Genomic DNA, 21,683 nt, shown 5'->3' on the forward strand with positions numbered 1-21,683 from the left:
CTCGGGTGGAGACAATCTCAACGGCATCAATCGCCGTCCTCTACGCATGGTATCCTCCAGTATATGGTTTACCAAAGATACGCAGAAGACAAATAATATGATAGACATTAATGACTCAATACACTAGATGACCGGAACCTCGTCACAGTGGCCTGGGCCAATAAGGCCATTGTTGTAGTTGTCGAGCGCGGTTTGCCAAGTGTTGACGCTGTTCTTCAATGAGTGCGACAAGCTGCCCCAGGCATTCCAATCAAAACTGGCCAGGAACGCGTCCGCAGCGGCAATGGTTGAGGCGACAGCAGAGCCATCAGCGCCACTGGCGATACTCAGTTTGGCGCCCAGAAGCTGGGCATATAGTTTCGTTATGCCGTTCGACGGCTCACCATAGGTGTGCTGGTCAAGTATTGCCACGGCAGTCGCCGCGTTGGTCACGTGAATACTGCTGGCGCCACCGGCCGTACCGAGCCAGATGGGCAGTAGCGGCGTAACAACATCGGCCTGCGGACCGAACCCGGCATGGGTTTTCCAGTAGCCAATGGTGTGATCACAGCCGATCGCTCTGTACATGCCCGCATCCCAGGTGAGATCGGTCTCTCCACCCTCAAGCGTGGTGCAGATAGTCCGACCGGTCGTGACATCGGCATCGCTGTCGACAGCGTCGTTCGCCCCTTGATCCTGCGGGCTGAACACGAAGCCCGACGGCAGAACGAATTCAACGAAATACGAACCCGGCGTTAGATCGCCGAATAAGTAGTACCCGTTAACGTCTGTGGACGTCGTGCCAACCAGCTGGCCGCCGCAATCATACAGCCTTACGGTCACCCCGGGAATTCCAGGTTCCCCGACGTCCTGGATGCCGTCCAAATTCAGATCGTGCCAGACAAAATCCCCGATTGCAGCAATCTCAGGAATCTGAGGCATCTCAAACCGAATGAGACTCTGCTTTTCAAGGTCACTGACTTGGCCGGTAACCAACTGGGGCTGAGCACCAAAAGCGGTGTTGGGGAAATTGGCATAGATGGCGGCGTCGGCCACCGTCCCGAGCAGACCCCGCTGGATGGTCACGCAATCGGGAGTGCAAATGACCAACTTAGGGCGCAGCGCCGGGTCGGTCCCTTCACTGCTATGGTACCAGGCGAGACCCAACGGTCCCTCTTCAAGCAGGAAACCATAGTTCGGATACGTACCATTCAGCCAGCCCTGAACGAGGGCCGTGACATCGACTGATCTCCAGCCGATAGCATCGGGAGTGAAGGTACCGAAAACATCTGTGGCATAAGCCCCGGCGAAATTGTTCCACGTGACCGTTGCTTCATCCCACGGCGAGGTGGCGCGATGGACACGAACTTCCTGTGGGCTAATGTCAAATACATAGACCCACAAAGTAGCCGAATTGACCGTGACCGCCGCGGACAGGTTTCGGGTCAGGAGCTTGGGGTCGTTTGGCTGGGTAGGCTGCTGCGAACAACCTGCCACCAGCAATCCGACAACAAGCGGCAGGGCGAGCAATTTGTTGAATTTGGACATACTGTGACTCCTTTTATTGAGTTGGGACATTCTTCAGCTACGCCCCGGACGGCACCAGCCGAGCATAAGAGGCGCCCTGCACTTGCTAACTGACCGTAATAGACCCCAGTATCCGGTAGCCGCGATCCCATGAATTAAAATCAGCCCGTGTTTCAGGGCTACGTGACTCGGCGAGTCGACCGCGTAGACTGCACGATCAAACCCGAGGGTGGCCCCCAAAAAGCCACAGTGAAGTTGCGAATCTAAAATAACGTACGTGCGGGAATTGTCAAGAAAGAACCTAAAGGAAGGTCCAGGTTTCTTATGCCGAAGGGGGGACTCGAACCCCCACTCCCTTGCAGGAACTGCGCCCTGAACGCAGCGCGTCTACCAATTTCACCACTTCGGCGTCGAGACTGATAGCCGGAGACCGTCGAGGAGGCCGCCGGCAGGCAGAATATAGGCAGGGGGTCTTTGAAATCAAGGGCATTTTTGGCAGCCTGCACCCAAGGTCGATTCCCGTGAACTGGTTGACTGCGGAGTTACAAAAAACTACCTTAATGACAGCAAACGTTCACGTTGTACGGAAGATCACTATGCCTTGCGGCCGATGCAGTTTGGCAAAACGGTTCCTGCTACCTTGCGTTGTGGCCGTGGCCGTCCTGTTGAGTTGCAGTTCCGGTGACCGGCTCGCCGTCAACTCGGTAGGCCCACCCCCCGTCCAGGACCTGGCCTTAGCGCGCCACGATCCGCAGGGGTTTGTTGCCCTTCCCTTTGAAAAACTCCCTTTTATGAACGCCAACATCTCGTCGTGCCGGAGCTTTCTTGAACCGGTCGATAGCGATGGGATCGAGATGTCCTTGTTTTACGGCGCTGCGTGCTACCACCCCGTCAATCTGTGTCACCGCACGCTTGGGTTTATTTCCGCGTACTTTCAAACTCGTGATACGTTCTTTCTGGGACGTGCCGAACGAACCACCCGCAAGCTGATGCAGCTGTGCGAATTTCAGGACAGTGCCGCCTTTGCCTCCTATCAATTCCCTTTTAACGTCCACGGAGATTCCCGCAATCATTGTGAATCCCCCTGGTTTTCCGGAATGGCACAGGGGGAGTTTCTTGAGGTGCTGGTACGGCTGTTTGAGGTAACACAGGATAGCTCGTACCTCGACTTCGCAAACCGCGTGTTTGTCTCATTGGAACATCTCCACCTGCAAAATTCCCGCTGGGTTGCCCAGCTTGACTCCGACCGGTACTATTGGATCGAGGAGTACCCGCTCGAAAACGGCATGGATCAGACACTGAACGGCTTCATTGCCGCCGTTTTTGGAGTCTATGATTACTACCGCGTCACCGGCACAGGACGGGCAAAGAGCATCTACGAACTGAGCCTGACGACACTTAAGAGATATCTCCCTGAATTCCGGCGACCTGGCCTTCGGAGCTATTATTGCCTCGGGCACCGCGTGATCGCCTCCGACGGTTACCATGCTCTCCACTGCAACCAGCTACACTACCTGGCCGGAATCACGGGCGATCAGTATTTTGAGGATATGGCCAGGCTCTTCGAATCGGACGTGGCGGGGCAGTAGCGGGGCAGTAGCGTTGCACTAATACTGCGGATACAAAGTTGTTGTGGAAAGGTACGAAACGGAGTAGATTTGCCTGCGAAATTATTCTGATTTAGTTCAGGGATGGAACAAACTCACAACAGAACAAGCTCGATCGGGCTGATCTTACAGCCGCAAGTTTTGTTCCCCACTCTCGAAGTAATCCTCGCAGTAGCCGGACTCTTCCTTTTTAGCCGCCACGCCATAAGAGAATACACTGCTGAAGCACACTTGATAGACCTACTTCGCGCCAAGTTCTGGTCTATCGGTTGGGTGCTTATCAGTGCGGCGGTGCTCTATTTGTGCAGGCGGTCCCCGTCAGCGCCTACCTGGGCCGTGTTTCTTGTCAGCACGTACTTTGTAATTCTCTACGGACTGTTATTCAAGGGTACGGAATACGGCATGAACGGCCATTGGGGGGATAATGGGAACCGCCTCGCTGAGATCTGCAAGATAATGGCCTACATTAGCCCGTTTCAGGACTGGTACCTCAAAGATCTCCCCAGCTTTTATCCACCTGGCTGGTTCTGGTTGATGGCAATTTACGCGAAAATCCTCCAAATAGAAGCTTATCAAACAATCAAGTATGGCTATCTGCTGATTTTCCTCGTGTATCCGTGGCTGCTCTACTTTTCCTGGCGGAAGCTCGTGACACCCGTCGCCGCGGCGGCAGTGGTCGTGGCAACTCTGTTCTTGGCCTACAAATACATGGACTGGACCTATTACGAGAACATCACCGCCGGCCTTTTCCTCCCCTGGTGGCTGCACTACTTCGAAGGGGGAAAGGGTTCTCCCTCCGAGCCGATTCGTTTCACTACGCGCGAATATGTTTCCGGAGCTCTGATTGGCGCCGCCCTGTTTCTCATCTACTACTACTGGTTCTTCATGGCCTTGGCGGCGGTGCCGGTGACTCTGGGATACCGCTTCCTGACCACTCGCTCCTGGTCGTCGGTCTGGAACGATGTTAAACACAAATTGACTCTGATGGTAGGTGTAATGGCGCTGACATCGATCTACTGGCTGCCGCTGATCATCAGCATCTTCCGATACGGCTCCGAATCCATGCAGCATCTGTGGTGGAATAGCCACCATGGGGACCTGACCGATCAATGGCGCGCAGTGTCATTCGAATCGCTCTGGATATACGTTGGTGTCTTCTCTGCGTTCTACTTATGGGACCGACTCGGCCGAGGGAAGTTGCCGCTTTTCTTTGCAGGCGGCATTCTGACGATTCAGTTAGATCGAATTTACAATTTTGCCAGCAAGTCGCTCCAATCTCGAAAGGTAATTGAACTGGCTCACGTCTTCGTGGCCGCCCCGCTCGCATTGGGAGTAATCGAAGTATGGGAGAAAGCGGCCTCGCACCCCAACGTACGCAGAGGCATCGTGGGAATCGGACTCCTTGGTGCCGTTGTGGTCGCCAACGCTCATACGGAGGATATCAATACCGAGAAGTATCGCAATGCGGTTGGACAACGGGTTCCCGTTGAGGACTTGGCAGTGTTCGATTCAGTTGACACGCACGCAAGAGTCTTCCTGACCAACAATTATCGCGAAGCTTGTTATCGCCCCTACTATCTCTTCATTCCATATAACAACATGACCGCCCACACAGGCGGGCGCTACAGCCGGAGAGAAGCGTTCTTAAGGGAAGCGGCCAAGATCGTCGAGCCGGAACTACTGGCGTATGCACTGGCGTACAACCGATATGACCGAGTCGATTACGTTTATTTGCCAGTCAACAAGGATACCAAACGCCTCGAACAAACGCTCTATCAGGCAGCCTTCAATGAAATTGGCAAGACCACTATTATCACCTATACAGCCGACATCGCCACGGCACCGAGCATCTTCGTGAAGCGACACGAGAAGGGCATGTACGAGCTGGTCGCGCCGCCCAGAGGTATAAATTTGGATCAACGCATCAAAGATCGTTACCCGGCAGTTTTCGCCCACTTACGCGACTAGACAACCGTTCCTCACAAAGGTTCAGAGAGAACACGCGATTGTAGAAAATACCGGAGCCAGGGGGACTCCTCAAATCCCGGCGTTCAAGCGGGTCAAATAATCTCTTTCCGTCCCCGGAACCACTCTACCGTCCGACGCAACCCCTCTTCAAGTCCCACCTGTGGCTGCCAGCGAAGGCGCGTTCGGATCAACTCGATACTCAGCACCCGTCGACGGATATTGTCGATATCGCGACGGTCGATGTGCTCCGGCACGATGTTGCTCCCCATGAGCCTGGTCAACATCGCGACCAGTTCCACAACCCGTGTCTCCGTGCCGGTCCCCAGATTGAACACCATGCCGTCTGCCTTGGGTGAAAGCATCGCCACCAGCGTGGCATCGACCGCGTCATCAACGTACGTGAAATCTCGCGTTTGCTGACCGTCGCCGTGTATTTGCGGGCGTTGGCCATTGTGGATGGCATCCATGAATTTCGAAATCACACCGCAGTAGGGATTCGTGGGGTCTTGTTTGGGACCATAGACATTTGAGTACCGCACGGCTGTCACCGGCACACCATACGATTCGTAGAATGCGAAACAGTAGTTCTCACCGGCCAGCTTCGAAACTGAATATGGAGAGAACGTGATCGTGCGCTCGTCCTCATTGATCGGAATTATGCGCGGGTTGCCATAGACAGAGGCTGATGACGTGTATACGATCCGCTCAATGCCATGTTCTTTGGCCGCCAATAGCACATTAAGCGTACCGCCGATATTGGTGGCGAAATCCTCGCGCGGATTCTTGGTGGAGACGATAATATTCCGCGCCGCCATGTGGGCCACGTAATCGGACTCTCTCACCAGCTTCGACACCAGTTCGGAATCAGTCACCGAACCCCGCACGAAACGGTACTCGATACCAGCATCGATATTTTCGAGTCTGCCGGTGAACAGGTCATCAAGGACCGTCACTCTGCCACCTGCCCGCGCCACCCGCTCGGTAACATTGGAGCCTACAAACCCGGCTCCTCCGGTGATGAGTACTCGTTTCCCTTCAAGTCTCAGTTCAGTCATTTTCGTATCCCCAGTCTCAGGAAAATCAGCGGCCGCGCCAGTCGCCACCAGTCGCGAAACGGTTTCATCTTCGTATACTGCTGCGGCAAGCCATGGTAATACACCGTGATTGGCATCTCGATCACCTTGACCGTATGCGATGTGACCGCTTTGTACAGCAAGTATGGCTCAAGCTCATACGTGTTCAGCCAATCCTGATTGAGCTTGATGCAAGGGTCATCGAGAATAGAGAGATAAAACGCGCGGAACCCGTTGGTGCCATCGGTGATGCGGTGACCCGTCAGAATCGTGAACATTAGCGAATAGAGGCGAGTGGTGATCTCGCGAAACAGCGGCCCATTGACTGTCTTGCCGCCTTTCAATCGACGGGAGCCCTGTACGAAATTGCGCTTGTCTTCGCAGAGCTTATCCAGCACTGGCGGCAATTCACTCGGTTCGTGCTGATCATCGCCGGACATGATGACGGCAATATCGAATCCGTTCTGCTTCCCGTAGTACAGCCCGGTTCGAATCCCTGCCCCCACCCCCATATTCACCTCATGTCGAATGACATGAGCGCCCGCCTGACGTGCCTCGTCGGAAGTCCGGTCGTTTGAGCAGTCATCGACAACAACTATCCGATCCACACAACCGACGGCAGTTACTTTGTGTACCACTCGACCAATCTTCCCCTCCTCGTTGAATGCGGGGAGGACACAGAGTACGCTACAGCGACCGGCCATATGAACTCGCCCGAACAAATCATCGCCCTGAGAATTAGCTTTTGGATGCTGCTCGTGAGACATGGCGTACCATTGGCTTTATTGTAGGTACCGCTTTGCCGCTTGTCAATACGTTCCAGTGTTTCTATTTTGGCAGCGCGCTGTTGAACGGAGATGATTGTAACCATGACCGCATCCAACTCATCACCCCGATATTTGTTGGATCTCTGGCTTCTGTGGGGGGCGGCGCTGATCCTTCGTATAATCTATTTCGTGCTCGCTATCAGAGATGTGGGACTAATCTCGGCGTGTCAATACTCACCGGACTCAACCTTTTACCAGTCAATTGCCGATAGCTTTCTGTCCGGTCAGTGGCACGCCTCGACCAGCTTGCTCAAAGTGGGTCCTGGGTACGGCATGATGTTGGCCGCCGTCAAAGCCATATTCGGCCCGGGATTGATCGCCCCGGTAGCACTGAATATACTCCTCGGCAGTCTTGCCCCCGTATTGATCTACTTGATCGCACAGAGTTTGTTCGAAAACCGTCTCGTTTCACTGGTGGCGGGCGCAATCAGTGCCGTCTCACTCACATCAGTTGCGCTCAGCAGTCAAATTCTGACCGATCAGCCGTTCTTCACCATACACGCTGCAGCCATTCTCGCCTTCACCAATGGAATCAGAACGGCGCGATTTCAGTGGTTCCTTGCTGCCGGCGCGCTTGGTGCCTGGGGTGCGTATGTGCGATCGGCCGGTGAACCGTGGTTATACCTCTTCGCCGCGCTCATCCTGCTGGCACCTCGTCCGCCCACATTCTGCTCGCGGCGCCATTTCGTCCGCACGGCCAGCGTGACCGTCCTTATCATGCTTCTGATGGTCGCTTCCTGGTCCTGGCGAAACCGCCAGGTGCACGGGTTGTATACATTTGGCACCAACGGTGTGATGTCACTGCGTTCTTACCTTCTGCCGCTTGCCGTCGGCTCCCACACTCCCGGCAGCAACATGAGCCAACTCGGACTCACCTGGTCCATCGAGGACGGTGACAACAGCCTTCCCCCCAAGGAAGCATACGGCCTGGCGAGACAGCGCGTCATAAGGGTACTTCGCGAGCACCCGGGCTGGATGTTCGATGCGTACTTCGCCGCGCTGAAGGACAACATCCGCAACATCAACATCTTCTTGTACCAACAGATACCTTCCCTCCGCTGGTTTACCATTCTGGAGGATCGCGTCATGGTAACGTGGCTCGGTTATCTGATCGTTGCCGCAAGTTTTATCGGACTTGTCATAATGATTGCTCGCAGGCAATACCTTGCGGCCATGCTCCTCGGTACGACCTACGCATACTTCACCTTCATCGCCGGATTCAGCTTTTCCCAAGGTTCACGACTTCACTATCCCGCTGAAATGGCCTGGAGTATTCTCACCGCGTACTTTGTCGTTTCAACTTTTCGTGGAATCGCTCGTTTGATAAGACGCTCGCGTTCCGCCAATCAGTATTGACAAGTCGAAACGATCTCCGAATTCAGCACAGGCCCATGAGCTGGCATACCAAAAAAAACCGCCTCATGCGAGGCGGTCTTAACGTGTGCATTGTCGGTGTTGTCAGTTCAGATACGCGCGCAACGAACGGCTGCGCGAGGCATGGCGAAGGCGACGAATCGCCTTCTCCTTGATCTGTCGCACTCGTTCGCGGGTCAGCGAGAATCGCGCCCCGATCTCTTCCAGTGTGAGCGCCTTCTCATGATTCAACCCAAAATACAGGTTGATCACTTCGGCTTCACGCGGCGTGAGCGTATCGAGCGCTTTCTCGATCTCTACCCTCAGTGATTGCGTGAGCAGCGCTTCATCGGGGGATGGCTGAAACTCATCCTCGAGGATATCAATCAGCGAGTTGTCCTCCGACACCGAAAACGGCGCATCGAGGGATAAGTGCGAGTTGGAAATCTTCAGCGTGTCGGACACTTCTCCTTCGGAGAGCTCCAACTCCTTGGCGATCTCCTCCGGCGAAGGCTCACGACCCAATCCCTGTTCCAAACGGCTGGAGATCTTACCGATCTTGTGCAAAGTGCCAACTCGGTTGAGCGGCAGTCGCACAATGCGGCTCTGTTCCGCCAACGCCTGAAGTATCGCCTGTCGGATCCACCAGACAGCATAGCTGATGAATTTGAATCCGCGGGTCTCGTCGAACCGTTTGGCCGCTTTGATCAGGCCGATGTTGCCTTCGTTAATAAGATCGGCCAGGGACAGACCCTGATTCTGATACTGTTTGGCTACCGAAACGACGAAGCGCAGATTGGCCTTGGTCAATTTCTCCAGGGCCTTCTTGTCGCCCTGCTTGATACGTCGCGCCAGCCGCACTTCCTCATCGGCAGTAATGAGAGGTGTTTCCCCGATCTCGCGAAGATACAGGTCGAGCGACCGGTCCTCGTCGCGATATTTTAGGGATTGTTTAGCCACGTGTTACAACTCTCTCCTTTTCAAAGATACGAACGGTTTCCACGCTGACCGGCCGCCTTCCCGAAGGCCGCACAACGTGCTCTTCCCTTGTCATTTCATCCTACGGACGCAGCACCTTCCGTGCGATCGTACCGTCCGGCTCCAACACTATCAGCGGTACCCGAGCCCCTTTCCCAATGCGAGTCTCGAGTCGTTTAATGTCACCTATTGAACCGACCTCAGCACCACTCACCTGTGTGATGATTGTCCCCTCGGCTATGGACGCCCGGTCAGCCGCTGATCCACTATATACGCGGTTTACATACAGCCCGGCGATGGGTTTGATTCCAATCTGGCGGGCCATGTCCTCGGTAAACGAGACTAATTCCATCCCCATCCAGTCGAGCGCCATCTGATCGCGGCCGCCGCGTCCGACCGACGCCGATGCCAGCGAGGCATCACGGTCTGCCACCGTCGCCGTCAACGTCATTTCATTCCCTTCTCGGATAACTTGTACCGGGACACTCGCACCGCTCTTTACGGTAGAGACCAACACAGCAAACTGATTGCTGTTCTGGACCTCTTCGTTATTGAATGCCACCACTACGTCGCCGCGGCGGATACCGGCCTGTTCAGCCGGCGAACCATAAAAGACCGAATCGATCACCACCCCTTGTACGGCTTTCAATCCAAGACGTTTGGCCTGGCGCTCGGTCACATTTGACAGCCACACGCCCAGCCACCCACGGCTCACCTTGCCGCTCGCGATCAGGTCAGGAACCACGGCGCGCGCCAGGTTGATCGGGATAGCGAACCCGATCCCCACTGAGGATCCAGTGGGGCTTGAGATCGCCGAATTGACCCCTACGCACTCGCCGCGGAGATTCAACAGCGGCCCACCGGAGTTACCGGGATTGATCGAGGCATCAGTCTGAATGTAGTTTTGAAACAGCGGCGTCTCGTCCCCGAATCGCAGATTGGAGCGCCCCTTCGCCGAGATAACACCGACTGTCACCGTCCGGTCCAGGCCCTGCTGCGGGAACGGGTTACCGATAGCTATCGCCCAATCGCCCACTTTGATACCTTCGGAATCCCCAAACGGTATTGTTGTTACTTTTTCCTGCGGATCCACTTTGAGAACCGCCAGATCGGTGGCGGTGTCAATCCCAACAACCTTGGCGTCATATTCATAACCGGACGAGGTCCTGACCGTCACCTGGCGGGAACCGCGCACCACGTGGCTGTTGGTCAGAATGTAACCGTCCTCGCGAAAGAAGAATCCAGAGCCGGAAGAAGTACCGAAGCCGCCGCCATGATACCACCACGGGAGCTGTTCATCTTCAGTCACCGCCGCAACGTTCACCACCGCATCTTTCACCCGGTCAACAACGCCCACGAACGGAGATTCCTGCTCGCCGTTACGGTCTACAATGGGGTACAGCCCGGTCTGAGCGATGTTGGTCGGCACCTGCGCCTCCGCCGGGTGCGGCAAATCGAACCGTGACGCGACGACAATTCCAATCACGACACTCAATAGCGCGACGGTAAAGACTGTCGCAACGCCGAACCGGCGGGGATTATGCCTGTCGGGGGGAATAAGCTGGTCCTTCAAGAATTGCCTCCAACGGGTTTAGCCTCATATTTTACTATTCCTTAAGGGGCCTGTCAAGCCCAAAATACCAGGCCTCACCCGGTATTCTCTCCTTATAACGTCTTGGCCCAGATAATGATTCAGCCTTTTTTTCTGCTTTCTACAGAGCGCTTCGCCCCAACGCTTCTCTACCCCACCGGGTAACTTATTGACATCCCTTGAGAAAGCGGTTAGGTTGACTTTTTGATGGCAACTGAACAGGAACTTGGACAACAAATTGTCCAGATCGGCCAAAGACTCGCCGAGCGCCAGATGGTGGCCGGAGCGGATGGAAACATCTCCGTCCGCCTGCCGGATAACCGTGTCCTCATAACCCCGTCCGGGAAGGCCAAAGGGCACCTGGTTACAGCGGAAATAATCACGGTTAACCTGGACGGAGTCAAACTGACCGGTAAAGGAAGTCCCTCAAGTGAATCCGCCATGCACATGTTTGTCTACAAGTCTCGTCCGGACATATCGGCCTGCGTGCACTCTCATCCGCCCTATGTCACGTCGTTCGCGGTAGCCGGCGAAGAACTCCCTTTTGACGTTCTGCCGGAAGTTGTGGTCACGGTCGGTGAAATTCCCCTGACGGAATACGCGCCTCCGGGGACATCAGCCGTACCTGATGCCATCGCCCCATTCATTGCCGACCACAACGCCTTTCTCCTCCGCAACCACGGCCTGTTGACGATCGGCCGAACGCTTGAGGAAGCGTACCTCCGCCATGAGACGGTCGAGCATTATGCCCGGATACTGCATTTGGCCCGCCAACTGGGCACTGTAGGTCGGATCCCCCAGGAGGACTTCGCTCGTCTGGATGAACTCCGCCTGAAACTCGAACAGGGCTCAGACCGGTAGGAGCCGCCGCCATGTTGGTGAAGAAAGTCGTGATCGACCGGGCCAATCGGCTCTTCAAGATGCCGCCGGACATTCTCTCGTTTGCCTCCCTTGTCCCCAAGCGCGGGCTGATCAGGAGACCCGACCTACTGGACCTGGCAACGTTCGCCTGGCCGGTCGAGTTTGACGATGACGTAGTGATCAAGGGGGAACGGCTGCGGCCGGCGTCGAGATCTGAAATTGACGGCCTGAAGGAAGAAATTTTGGCCTGGATGCAAACACACGCTCAGGCTCGCCTGACCAGTACAAAAGAAGTCTATGTCGGCGGTGGCATCACGCATATGCTTCTCGCCCTTTCGCTGGCCTATATCGATAACGGAGACCTGGCCTTTGTCCCGGAGCTTGGTGTGCCCATGTACCGAAAAGCGATCATCGCTGCGGGAGGTGAGCCGGTGACGTATGGCATCTCCCAAAAGAGAGGCTGGTCACCGGACTTCAGCCGGGTCGGCAGCCGGGTCGGCCATGTCGCCCGGATACTGTTTCTCAATTCGCCGCACAATCCCACCGGCGGCGAATTAACCCCCAAGGATCTCGGGGAACTGATATGGCAGGCAGGAAAGGAAAATCTGCTGATCGTCAACGATGCCGCTTACCAGTCGATCGCCGGTCGTGCACCGGTTTCGACACTGGCCGTCGAGGGGGGGCGTCGCGTCGCAGTCGAACTGTATTCTCTCTCGTATCAGTTCGGTCTCCCTCACCTGCCGTTTGGGTTCGCTGTGGGGAATCGCGAGGTCATCGCGGGGCTCGAAGTCGCATCTGGTCTGTTGCCGGTAACAATACCCTCGTGGGTAGTGGAAATGGCCCACCGAGCGATCCGCCAGTATCCGAACGCCGCCATCAAATCGGTGCGTCAACAATGCGCGCAGACGTCAGCAGAGGCGTCGCGATTGCTCGAACTGCTGTCGCTGGAAACCGTCGGAGGCGCCGCCGTACCGTTCATCTGGTGCCGCATCCAGCGCCGCGCTCACGCCGGGACATTGGCTCGTCTGCTGTACCGTCGGTACCGGATTCTTGTTGCACCCGGCACCTCATTCGGCGAGACCGGACAGGGATATATCCGCATGTCACTGACGCGCGACGCGAAGACATACGGCGATGCCGCCGCCCGCATCAAGCGGCGCCTGGATCTGCTCCATGGGCGAAAGGGGGAGGCATGAAAGATGTTATTCGCCTGGTCGGCATGTCGTTTTACGGCTTCCACGGCGTGACTACCGCCGAAAAAGAGACCGGCAGAGTCTTTGAAGTGGATTGCGAACTGGAGCTCGACTTGTCTGATGCCGGTCACAGCGACAGCCTGCGCGACACCATTGACTACAGCCAGGTGCATGCCACGATACAGGAAGTCGTGGAGGGTACGGCGTTCGCGCTGTTGGAGCGGCTGGCGAATCATCTGGCCTCGATAGTCCTTGACAAGTTTCCGGCGTATCGGGTAACTTTGAAAGTCCGGAAGCTGCATCCGCCGATCGCCGGGCACGTGAAACATATTGAGGTGGAAGTCACGCGGTATCAGGGAGATACTACCAAGTTGACCAATCCGACAAAATGAGTATGATGAGGTACTTCAATGGCTGAAACCGTCTATTTGCTTCTGGGCTCCAACATCGGCGATCGCGAACGAAACCTTGCCGCCGCCGCAACGCGACTGGAATCACTTGAAGGGTTCGAGTTGATCGCTGCGTCGAGCATCTACATCTCCGAAGCGGTGGACATGGTCGGCGAGAACCCGTCGTTTCTCAATCAGGTCATCAAAGGAGAATACCAATTCACTCCAATGGAACTTCTGCGCGAAACAGAACGGATCGAGCAGGAACTCGGCCGTTCCGACAAAGGGCGCAAAATGTCCCGCTCGCTCGATTGCGATATTCTGCTGTTTGGCGAAACGGTATCGACGAGCGAACAACTGACTATACCGCACAAGCAGCTTTTGCACCGTCCCTTCGCGCTGATTCCCTTGTTAGAACTCGACCCCATGGTTGTTCATCCTGTCACACATAAACCGATTGCGGATTACCTGAAAGATCGGGATCGCCAATCAGTGCTGCTGTACAAGGACCATGTCGCAGGAAACCGCTGAGCCCAGATATATTGCAGTCGAGGGCGTCATCGGCGTCGGCAAGACCACCTTCGCCCGGATGCTCGCCGAACGGATCGGCGCGGAGATTCTGAACGAAGAGGTGTTCGAGAATCCGTTCCTGGTAGACTTCTACAAGAACCGCAAACGGTACGCCTTCCCCTGCCAGCTTTATTTCCTTATTTCTCGATTTCAGCAGCAACAGCAACTGGTGGTGCGAGACCTGTTCGCTCAGCGGATCGTGGCGGATTATCTCTATGCCAAGGACGCCATCTTCGCGTCCGTCACTCTGAGCGAACGGGAATTAGTGCTCTATAACAAGATCGCCCCGGTTCTGACCCGCGATATCCCCCGCCCCGACCTCGTGATCTATCTGCAGGCGCGCACCGGCATACTGCTTGACCGCATTCGCCGCCGCAATTTTGCATTCGAAAAAACCATCGATCAGGAGTATCTCGAGGTCCTTAACAAGGCGTATGATTACTATTTTTTCCACTACACCGAGACACCCCTGCTGGTGGTGAAGACGGACGATATCGACTTCGTGCACACGCCGGAGCATTTCGATGATCTGATCGACCAGATACGCAAGCCGATGGTCGGCAAGAAATATTATTCCCCCGCCGGCGACCTCAAAACCAGACCGCAGCAGGATTATGTCGGTTAATCGACCCCGCAAGAAGAGTACCGTGAACAGCTTCGTCACGAAGAAGGCGCACGGAGAGAAGATCGCGGTTCTCACGGCGTACGACTACTTTGTGGCCAAACTAATGGACCAGGCCGGGATTGATGCGGTTCTGGTCGGTGATTCGGCGGCCAATGTGATCCATGGATTCGATTCCACGCTGCCGATCAGCATGGACGTGATGATCGCCCACACGGCGGCGGTGTCCAGAGGGACGGAGCGGGCGCTGATCATCGCCGACATGCCGTTCCTCTCATTTCAGCCGTCACGGAAAACCGCCATTCTCAATGCCGGTCGCTTTCTCAAGGAGGGGGGCGCTGAGGCTGTCAAGATCGAAGGAGGGATTGAAATGGCAGGGACGATCAAGCGAGTCATCGAATGCGGTATCCCGGTGATGGGACATATCGGCCTCACGCCGCAGTCAATTCACCGGTTCGGCGGCCCCAAAGTGCAAGGGCGCGAAGAACGCTCCAAGGCGTATCTCATGGAATCGGCGCTCGCTTTGGAAGAAGCCGGCTGTTTTTCAATTGTGCTCGAACTAATTGAAACATCGATAGCGACCGAGATAACGGCGGCCCTTCAGACCGCAGCCACCATCGGTATCGGGGCGGGTCCGAATTGCGACGGCCAGGTGCTGGTCACCAACGACCTGCTGGGACTGCGGGAACCGGATTTCAAACCGAAATTCCTCCGCCAGTATGCCGACTTGTCGGCTGCCATTAGTGACGCCGTGCGCCGATACATCGAGGATGTCCGCCGAGGCAACTACCCTTCCAAAGAAGAGTCGTATTGATTCCGCTCGGCTGCTCAGGCCAATTCTTGTTGACAGGATTCAATCCGCTTGACTAAGTTGAGCAGACTTGTCGATTTGCAAATCTCACCGGGCAGGTCCCGGGAGAATATGCGGAAGACACCGTCTTCCCCAGGACACGAAACAACTCAAATGGCTGGAGGTATGTATGTTGAAGGAATTCCGGGAGTTTGCCATGCGCGGCAACGTCATGGACATGGCGGTCGGTATCATTATCGGCGCGGCCTTTGGCTCCATCGTGACGTCGCTTGTTGGTGATGTTCTCATGCCGCCTATCGGGCTGTTGCTGGGCAATGTCGATTTCTCCAACTTGTTTGTCGTGCTGCAGGACGGCAGCACGCCCGGACCGTATTCATCACTGACAGCGGCTCAGGGAGCAGGTGCCGTAACCATCAATTACGGACTGTTCATCAACAAGATCATCAGCTTTGTCATCGTTGCATTCGCCGTGTTCATGATCATCCGCGCGATGAACCGGCTCAAACGCAAAGCTGAATCGCCGGCCGCGGTGCCGACGACCCGGGAATGCCCGCGTTGCCTGTCGGTGATTTCTATCAAGGCCACTCGATGCGCTCACTGTACGTCGGAGTTAGCGGCTTCGGCGTGATGTGCAGTGCAGGCGGTCACTGTGCCACGCATGGTCAATGATTGCCGCATTCCCGCTTGGATGTGATGTCTACGTCAAAGGAGTGTCACTGTCATGAAATCTGCCATTCTAGCCTTCGGTTTGGTTGCACTTACTTCTCTTCCGACCAGTGCTCAGGATTCCACCGTGATCGGCTGGCGCAAATCGCTGCTTGTCGATGTCACGACCACGCAAACTTCGTACTCCGACTCCTGGGTCGGCGGGGAGGCTGGGTCGTTCAACTGGGTAGCTAATCTCAATGGCGGCGCTGAGCGCCAGATGAAGAGCTGGTTCAATTACCGCGCTACGCTCAAACTGTCGTTCGGGCAGACGATGACCCAGGATGAACAAAGCAAAGATTGGTCCAGGCCAAAGAAGTCCACCGACCTGATCGACTGGGAAAACCTTGGCCGTTTCACGTTCAATAAGTTCGTCGATCCGTACGCCGCATTCCGCTTGGAAAGCCAGTTCTACACGCCGCTGCATCCGCAGAAGAAAGCGTATCTGTCTCCCGTGAAACTAACTGAATCGGCCGGTCTGGCTCGGCGTTTCTATCAGGCGAAGAAAGATGATCAGATAACCAGCCGTCTCGGGTTTGCACTTCGGCAGATTCTCAAGAAGGACATTTTGGATACGGTCTCATTCGCAACGGTGGATACGACCTTCACCGATGGTGGTCTTGAGTCCGTGACCGACATTTCTCTGACCTTGAATTCAAACCTCCGTTATGTCGGCAAGCTTTCTCTCTACAAGGCGCTTTACTTTTCGGAGAGCAGCAAAGTCAAGGGGACACCGTTTGAGAATGACTGGAAAGCAGTTGATATCAACCTGGAGAACCTGGTGTCGGCAAACGTCACGAAGATCGTCGCCGTGACGTTTTACACGCAGATCCTCTATGATAGACAGGTGAGCTACAAGGGACGATTCAAGGAGACGCTGGGGATAGGCTTCGCGTTCAAGCTGGCGTGAAGTTCGTACGCTCGTGTGCGGGCTCAGTGTCCGATCACACCGCTGAGATAGAGTATCAGCAGTGTAATCACCAGGATACTGATGCCGCCAACGGCAAGAACCCAGATCGGTACTCTCCGCCTTGCTGCCTCTTCCGGCTCCTCGATCGGCGAATGTTCGCGCTCGTCAATCGCGCGGAGGAACTCCTCCCAATCGATCAGCACTTGCTCGCAACTCTGGTACCTGTTTCCTACCCTGACAGCCAGAAGCCGCTCGAGGATTGACGTGACCCCTTCGGGTAGCATACGCTGCGCTTCGCCCAAATTCAGATTGTCGCGCGGGTCATATTCCGGTGTCCTCCCAAGCAGCAATTGATGCAGGATAACGCCAACGGCATAGATATCGGCGGCCTTAGAGACTTTCCGTTCCGGCGCCATGTACCAGTTTCTCTTGCCGGTGCCGTTGTAATGAGCCGGCATCCCAAAGTCGGTCAGCTTGACCACATCGGCGGTATCAAACAGCACGTTGGACGGACGAACGTCGCCGTGAATGATGTTGTTCTTGTGCGCGAAATCCAGTCCGCGGGCGATCTGCACCACTACTTCCATCGCTTTGCGCCACGGATACACCCGAACCATCCGGTCGGCCAACGACCCACCCGGCGCATACTCACAGATAATGACAGTGGATTTATTGTCTCCCCCGGCGCCGAAGACCGGGTTGATATTCACATGTTTGAGGGACTTCAGCAGCTTGGCTTCTTTACGTCCCTGCTCCCCCCGGCTGTGTTTCTTCAGGATGTACAGCTTCTTGTTCGCTTTGTTCTCGACCAAAATGGTCGAGCCAAACTTACTTTCCTTGATGGTATCCAGATACCGACAGTTACCGATGAACGAGTCTGCACCGGAGACTGAGGTATCATCGTTGGGCAGTCCCGACCGCGCCCCACCCATGATCTCCAGCAGGGCATCTTTGAGTTCTACCGCCGTCTGATACCGGTCCTTCGGTTCCTGCGCCAGGCACTTCTGAATGATTGTGTCGAAGGCCGATGGCAGCGAGGAGTTGATCTCCGAGGGCAGTTTGAACCTTCCCTGCGGCTTGCGACCGGTCAGAATTTCGTAGATGATGATTCCCAGCGAATACAGGTCTGTTGTTTGGTCGACATTGGTCGAGCTGATCTTCTGCTCCGGCGACATATACGCCATCGTTCCCATAATGACATCGCCGGAGGTTACTTCGGTGTCCGGCATCCCCACGATCTGCGCGATGCCGAAATCCGCGACGCGGGCATTCCCCTGGCGGTCGATCAGCACGTTGGTCGGTTTGATATCGCGGTGCACCACGCCATTCTTGTGCGCATAATCGAGCGCCTTGCACACCTGAACGACCACATCCAGTTTGACATTGAGCGGGATCTTCTGAGAATCGATCACTTCGCGGAACGAGGCACCGTCGACATACTCCATGACGAAATAGTACCGCCCGCCCGCTTTTCCCCGGTCGATAATGTGCACGATATTGGGGTGGCTCAGCTTGGCGATAACCAACGATTCTCGTTCGAAACGTCTGACAATGTCGGGGTCGTTGATAAGCTTGCCGGAAAGGACTTTGATCGCAACATCGCGATTGAGTGATTCCTGGCGCCCTTTGTAGATTTCGGCAATGCCGCCCTGACCGATCTTTCCGGTCAACACGTAATCCCCGATCTTGACTGTCCTATCGTCCTGAACTACCTGCGCCATCGTTGCTCCAACCAACCAAAAAGAAAGGGATAACCGCTTGAGCGGCTATCCCTTACTAAATCGGCAGTAATGACCTAATGGTTTATTTCACCAGGATCATCTTTTTCGTTTCCGAACCCAAATCATGAGTCAGCCGGTAGAAGTAGACGCCGCTCGGTTGACGCGAGGCATCGAACGTAACCTGATGTACCCCAGCGTCTACCCGACGGTCCACTAATGTCGCCACCCGCTGGCCCAGTACATTGAAGACCTCCAGCGTGACGTGACTGGCTCGGGGGAGAGCATAGGAGATCACCGTGGATGGGTTAAATGGGTTCGGGTAGTTCTGGCCAAGAGCGAACTCCTCGGGAAGCAGGCCTTTGTCATCCCCAAGCGCTGTCGGCACCATAACACGCACGTAACCGGCCGAGAAGGCAGGGAAATACGCAGTCCCTTGGTCATCGCTGAAATTGCTCTGATCCCAGTAGTGTATCGTATCTGGACCCATCACGACAATCGAATCGAGGTTGATGGAGTCGATCGGGACAACCCCTGACTGCGCGTTGCCGCTCAGACTGAAAAAGAGACGGCAGATCAACCCGCTCGGATCGGTTATCGTGGGAATTGGATTTTGAAACGGTGGAATATACAGGACATGAACCGTATGGGCGCTCGGATCAATTATGGCAGTTCCAGTGAAACTGGCCGGCAAGAGCGAGCCGATGAACGATACGGAATCAAGAGATAGTTCCGGACTTGCAAATTTCAGTGGAATCGACAACGCCGCGATGCCTATGTTGTTGTTGGTTAGGGTAACACCCAAGTTGAATTTATTGCCCGGCTGGACCTGAATCGTGTCTACTGAAACCACCCCATCGTATGGCGGCGGCACCGCCAAAGCGGCGCCGCTTGCCAACACCAGAAGCGGCAGTACAAGCGACTTCGTTAACGACCTCATACCAACCATCCTTTCAATATACTCATCACGCACTTGTTCACAACTTGCTCAACGCCGATTTCTCTTAATACCAGGCGCTATACCTTCCTTGCGCAAAGAGTATGCCACCGTTCCGATGCTGCAAGTTTTAGCGGTCCCAGCATCGCGAGACTACAGCTATCAGCGTAACAATTTGCTACACAGTAGGTTACATGAAAGCGTAACAGTCAGGCGCCAGCGGGGTTGTTAGAAACAGGTACTCGAAGGCAGAACTGTCGTGCGCAATAGCGTGCTTATGGGAAATGACATGCAAATGCGAGGTTCAGAATGGTAGGTCGGGGTCCGAGGTCGATTCGACCGAGAAACCCGACATCGGATGCATAATGTCATGCCAGCGTACGCTGGCATCCAGCCCCAGCGGTTGACTGGCCCACAGCTTTCGGTGGGGTGACGCACTTGAGCTGTGGGTCAAAACGCTGGGACCAATCAAAGTTGTCCTGAGCGCAGTCACAGGCTTGCAGTGGGATTCTTCACTGCATAATTGCCTTGGCGTGACGCACTGAGCGGAGACGGAGCGCGATCCTCTGTCTGCCGTTCTCTCGTTGTGTCATTTCCGCGCACGCGGAAATCCAGCCTTACTGATTCCAATCGGTCTTGATATTGACGAACATGGTCTTGTTGTCACGCCAGATGAAACAGATCACCTCTCGAGGAAGCGCGCTTTCAATGGCTTCAACTGCCGCTTTCACATCATCGATCGAATTGATCGTGGTCGTGCCTATCTTTTGGAGAACATCACCGATCTGCAATCCGCCTACCGAGGCCAGGCCGCCGGGCTTGAGTTCCGATACCACCACTCCCTGCAGACTGCCGACATCGACGTTGAACGCCATGTAATCGGAGAACACCAGGTTTCTCACGGAAAATTCGAGCGACTTGCTCTGGTACTCCGGCGCGTCGGTGGCCGTCAGCGGCGCCGCCTCAAGGGTAGCCAGGATCCGAAGCGTATCGATCCCGAAGTCATGTGGACGATAGACTGTAAATTCGATCGAGGTTCCCGGCGCCATTTCAGCGATATGTCGCTGGAACACCGGCAGCTTCTCATCTGAGTCGATGTCCATCGGTTGGCCGTTTAATTCATAGATGATATCCCCAATCAGCAAACCTGCCTTTTCGGCCGGAGAGCCCTTCATGACGTCGTTAACGATTATCCCTCCGGGCGCTGTCACACCAAGGAATTCCGCTATATCCTTGGTGAGTGCTTGCAGTGTGATCCCCAGCCAGGCGCGGTCCTCCTCTCCCTTGCGCGGCGGCGCCGCAATCATCTTCTGTAGACGCTCGCCGGTCACCACCCCAAGCATCGGGATATCGAACTGGTTAAAGGACTCCAACATGCCGCCGGCATCGGTGTTCACCGAACCCGGGTCCATAAGTGCTCCCAGGACACCCACCGGGACTAACTGGTCGTCGAAAAGCACGCCCGCCATTTCCGTCGGGTTGAACCCGACCGTAAGTGGGAATCGTTCCGGCTGCTCAACTATGGTTGAGATCATTCCGATGTCCGCTGCAATCGGCGGGTTCACGAACTCCGGCAGGAGCATGTAAAGTGCCAGCCAGGAACCGACTTTGAATTGCAGGTTGGAGGTAAACCTAACCGGTTTGAAGCGACCGGCAGTGTCCCCGGTAATGCGGGCAAAACCGAGCTTGGTAAACCGATCGATACCGACGAACTCAGCCGAGTACTTCTTGCCGGCGAAGGTGCTCACCTCGATCTTCGTGGGCGTGGTTTTCATGGTGAACCCTGACATGGCGGCAAAGGGGTGCTCGGTGGAAAGGAAACTGCCGTCGAACACAACCAAGCCATCTTCGGAGACAACGGTACCCAATACTCGCTGCTCCTGCTCATTGGTCTGCATGCCCATCGATATCTCAACTTTGATCTTCATGATAACAGTGAATTCGCGGACCATCTGCTGCAGCCGATCAAACTCAAAATTCTGGGCAGCACCTCGTTGCGAGACGCCAAGCGTCAGAACAAGGGCAGTCAAGAGCCCAGCCGAGCCGAACCCTCGCCTCGGCATG

At 55.3% G+C, this 21,683-nt stretch carries 19 protein-coding genes and 1 tRNA gene; 11 read left to right on the top strand and 9 right to left on the bottom strand.

Translation table 11 applies throughout. The features are described 5' to 3' along the window. Positions 1–123 precede the first annotated feature (123 nt). Positions 124–1,527 carry an SdrD B-like domain-containing protein gene (locus AB1644_06635; protein MEW6050724.1) on the bottom strand — a complete coding sequence of 468 codons (1,404 nt, stop codon included), beginning with the start codon at positions 1,525–1,527 and terminating at the stop codon, positions 124–126. 304 nt (positions 1,528–1,831) lie between these two features. After that, positions 1,832–1,915, bottom strand: a tRNA-Leu gene (locus AB1644_06640). 208 nt (positions 1,916–2,123) lie between these two features. Here AB1644_06640 and AB1644_06645 point away from each other — a divergent pair. Both AB1644_06645 and AB1644_06650 read left to right on the top strand, forming a co-directional pair. Next, positions 2,124–3,095, top strand: a complete 972-nt coding sequence (locus AB1644_06645; GenBank protein ID MEW6050725.1) for a D-glucuronyl C5-epimerase family protein — start codon at positions 2,124–2,126, stop codon at positions 3,093–3,095. Between the two features lie 102 nt (positions 3,096–3,197). Further along, positions 3,198–5,081 (top strand): arabinofuranosyltransferase, encoded by a 1,884-nt coding sequence (locus tag AB1644_06650; GenBank protein ID MEW6050726.1) that lies wholly within the window; start codon positions 3,198–3,200, stop codon positions 5,079–5,081. Positions 5,082–5,173: 92 nt separating this feature from the next. On the opposite strand, the gene AB1644_06655 is transcribed toward AB1644_06650, so the two are convergent. Together AB1644_06655 and AB1644_06660 are read right to left on the bottom strand one after the other, a co-directional pair. Beyond that, positions 5,174–6,136, bottom strand: coding sequence for an NAD-dependent epimerase/dehydratase family protein (locus AB1644_06655; protein MEW6050727.1), 963 nt, complete (start codon positions 6,134–6,136; stop codon positions 5,174–5,176). Continuing rightward, positions 6,133–6,858: a glycosyltransferase family 2 protein gene (locus AB1644_06660; protein ID MEW6050728.1), complete on the bottom strand. Its 726-nt coding sequence runs from the start codon at positions 6,856–6,858 to the stop codon at positions 6,133–6,135. The genes AB1644_06655 and AB1644_06660 overlap by 4 nt, the downstream gene beginning before the upstream one ends. Positions 6,859–7,023: 165 nt before the next feature. On the opposite strand from AB1644_06660, the gene AB1644_06665 reads away from it, so the two are divergent. Further along, entirely contained in the window at positions 7,024–8,337 is a 1,314-nt protein-coding gene (locus AB1644_06665; GenBank protein MEW6050729.1) for a glycosyltransferase family 39 protein, read from the top strand. Between the two features lie 102 nt (positions 8,338–8,439). Here the strand turns inward: AB1644_06665 and AB1644_06670 are convergent, their stop codons facing one another. Further along, positions 8,440–9,294, bottom strand: coding sequence for a sigma-70 family RNA polymerase sigma factor (locus tag AB1644_06670; GenBank protein MEW6050730.1), 855 nt, complete (start codon positions 9,292–9,294; stop codon positions 8,440–8,442). A 100-nt stretch (positions 9,295–9,394) separates the two neighbouring features. After that, positions 9,395–10,885 (bottom strand): trypsin-like peptidase domain-containing protein, encoded by a 1,491-nt coding sequence (locus tag AB1644_06675; protein ID MEW6050731.1) that lies wholly within the window; start codon positions 10,883–10,885, stop codon positions 9,395–9,397. Positions 10,886–11,110: 225 nt separating this feature from the next. Here AB1644_06675 and AB1644_06680 point away from each other — a divergent pair, with 225 nt between their 5' ends. From AB1644_06680 to AB1644_06715, 8 genes are all read left to right on the top strand, one after another. Further along, a complete protein-coding gene (locus AB1644_06680) occupies positions 11,111–11,764 on the top strand; it encodes a class II aldolase/adducin family protein (GenBank protein ID MEW6050732.1) in 654 nt (217 codons plus the stop codon). An 11-nt stretch (positions 11,765–11,775) separates the two neighbouring features. After that, positions 11,776–12,960 carry an aminotransferase class I/II-fold pyridoxal phosphate-dependent enzyme gene (locus AB1644_06685; GenBank protein ID MEW6050733.1) on the top strand — a complete coding sequence of 395 codons (1,185 nt, stop codon included), beginning with the start codon at positions 11,776–11,778 and terminating at the stop codon, positions 12,958–12,960. After that, positions 12,957–13,349 (top strand): dihydroneopterin aldolase, encoded by a 393-nt coding sequence (gene folB / locus AB1644_06690; GenBank protein ID MEW6050734.1) that lies wholly within the window; start codon positions 12,957–12,959, stop codon positions 13,347–13,349. Before AB1644_06685 ends, folB begins: the two co-directional genes overlap by 4 nt. Before the next feature lie 18 nt (positions 13,350–13,367). Beyond that, the gene (gene folK / locus AB1644_06695; protein MEW6050735.1) at positions 13,368–13,877 is read left to right on the top strand and encodes a 2-amino-4-hydroxy-6-hydroxymethyldihydropteridine diphosphokinase; all 510 of its coding nucleotides are present in this window, start codon (positions 13,368–13,370) and stop codon (positions 13,875–13,877) included. After that, positions 13,858–14,541 carry a deoxynucleoside kinase gene (locus tag AB1644_06700; protein MEW6050736.1) on the top strand — a complete coding sequence of 228 codons (684 nt, stop codon included), beginning with the start codon at positions 13,858–13,860 and terminating at the stop codon, positions 14,539–14,541. The genes folK and AB1644_06700 overlap by 20 nt, the downstream gene beginning before the upstream one ends. Beyond that, a complete protein-coding gene (gene panB, locus AB1644_06705) occupies positions 14,531–15,352 on the top strand; it encodes a 3-methyl-2-oxobutanoate hydroxymethyltransferase (protein ID MEW6050737.1) in 822 nt (273 codons plus the stop codon). The genes AB1644_06700 and panB overlap by 11 nt, the downstream gene beginning before the upstream one ends. A 166-nt stretch (positions 15,353–15,518) precedes the next feature. After that, the gene (mscL, locus tag AB1644_06710) at positions 15,519–15,977 is read left to right on the top strand and encodes a large conductance mechanosensitive channel protein MscL (GenBank protein MEW6050738.1); all 459 of its coding nucleotides are present in this window, start codon (positions 15,519–15,521) and stop codon (positions 15,975–15,977) included. A 93-nt stretch (positions 15,978–16,070) separates the two neighbouring features. Then, complete coding sequence (locus AB1644_06715) at positions 16,071–16,964, top strand: DUF3078 domain-containing protein (protein MEW6050739.1); 894 nt, start codon at positions 16,071–16,073, stop codon at positions 16,962–16,964. 23 nt (positions 16,965–16,987) lie between these two features. Here the strand turns inward: AB1644_06715 and AB1644_06720 are convergent, their stop codons facing one another. From AB1644_06720 to AB1644_06730, 3 genes are all read right to left on the bottom strand, one after another. Beyond that, positions 16,988–18,685, bottom strand: a complete 1,698-nt coding sequence (locus AB1644_06720; protein MEW6050740.1) for a serine/threonine-protein kinase — start codon at positions 18,683–18,685, stop codon at positions 16,988–16,990. An 82-nt stretch (positions 18,686–18,767) separates the two neighbouring features. After that, entirely contained in the window at positions 18,768–19,622 is an 855-nt protein-coding gene (locus tag AB1644_06725; protein ID MEW6050741.1) for a T9SS type A sorting domain-containing protein, read from the bottom strand. A 614-nt stretch (positions 19,623–20,236) separates the two neighbouring features. Then, a complete protein-coding gene (locus AB1644_06730) occupies positions 20,237–21,682 on the bottom strand; it encodes a PDZ domain-containing protein (GenBank protein MEW6050742.1) in 1,446 nt (481 codons plus the stop codon). Position 21,683 lies beyond the last annotated feature (1 nt).

This window comes from Candidatus Zixiibacteriota bacterium, assembly GCA_040753875.1.
Lineage (GTDB): Bacteria > Zixibacteria > MSB-5A5 > GN15 > FEB-12 > DATKJY01.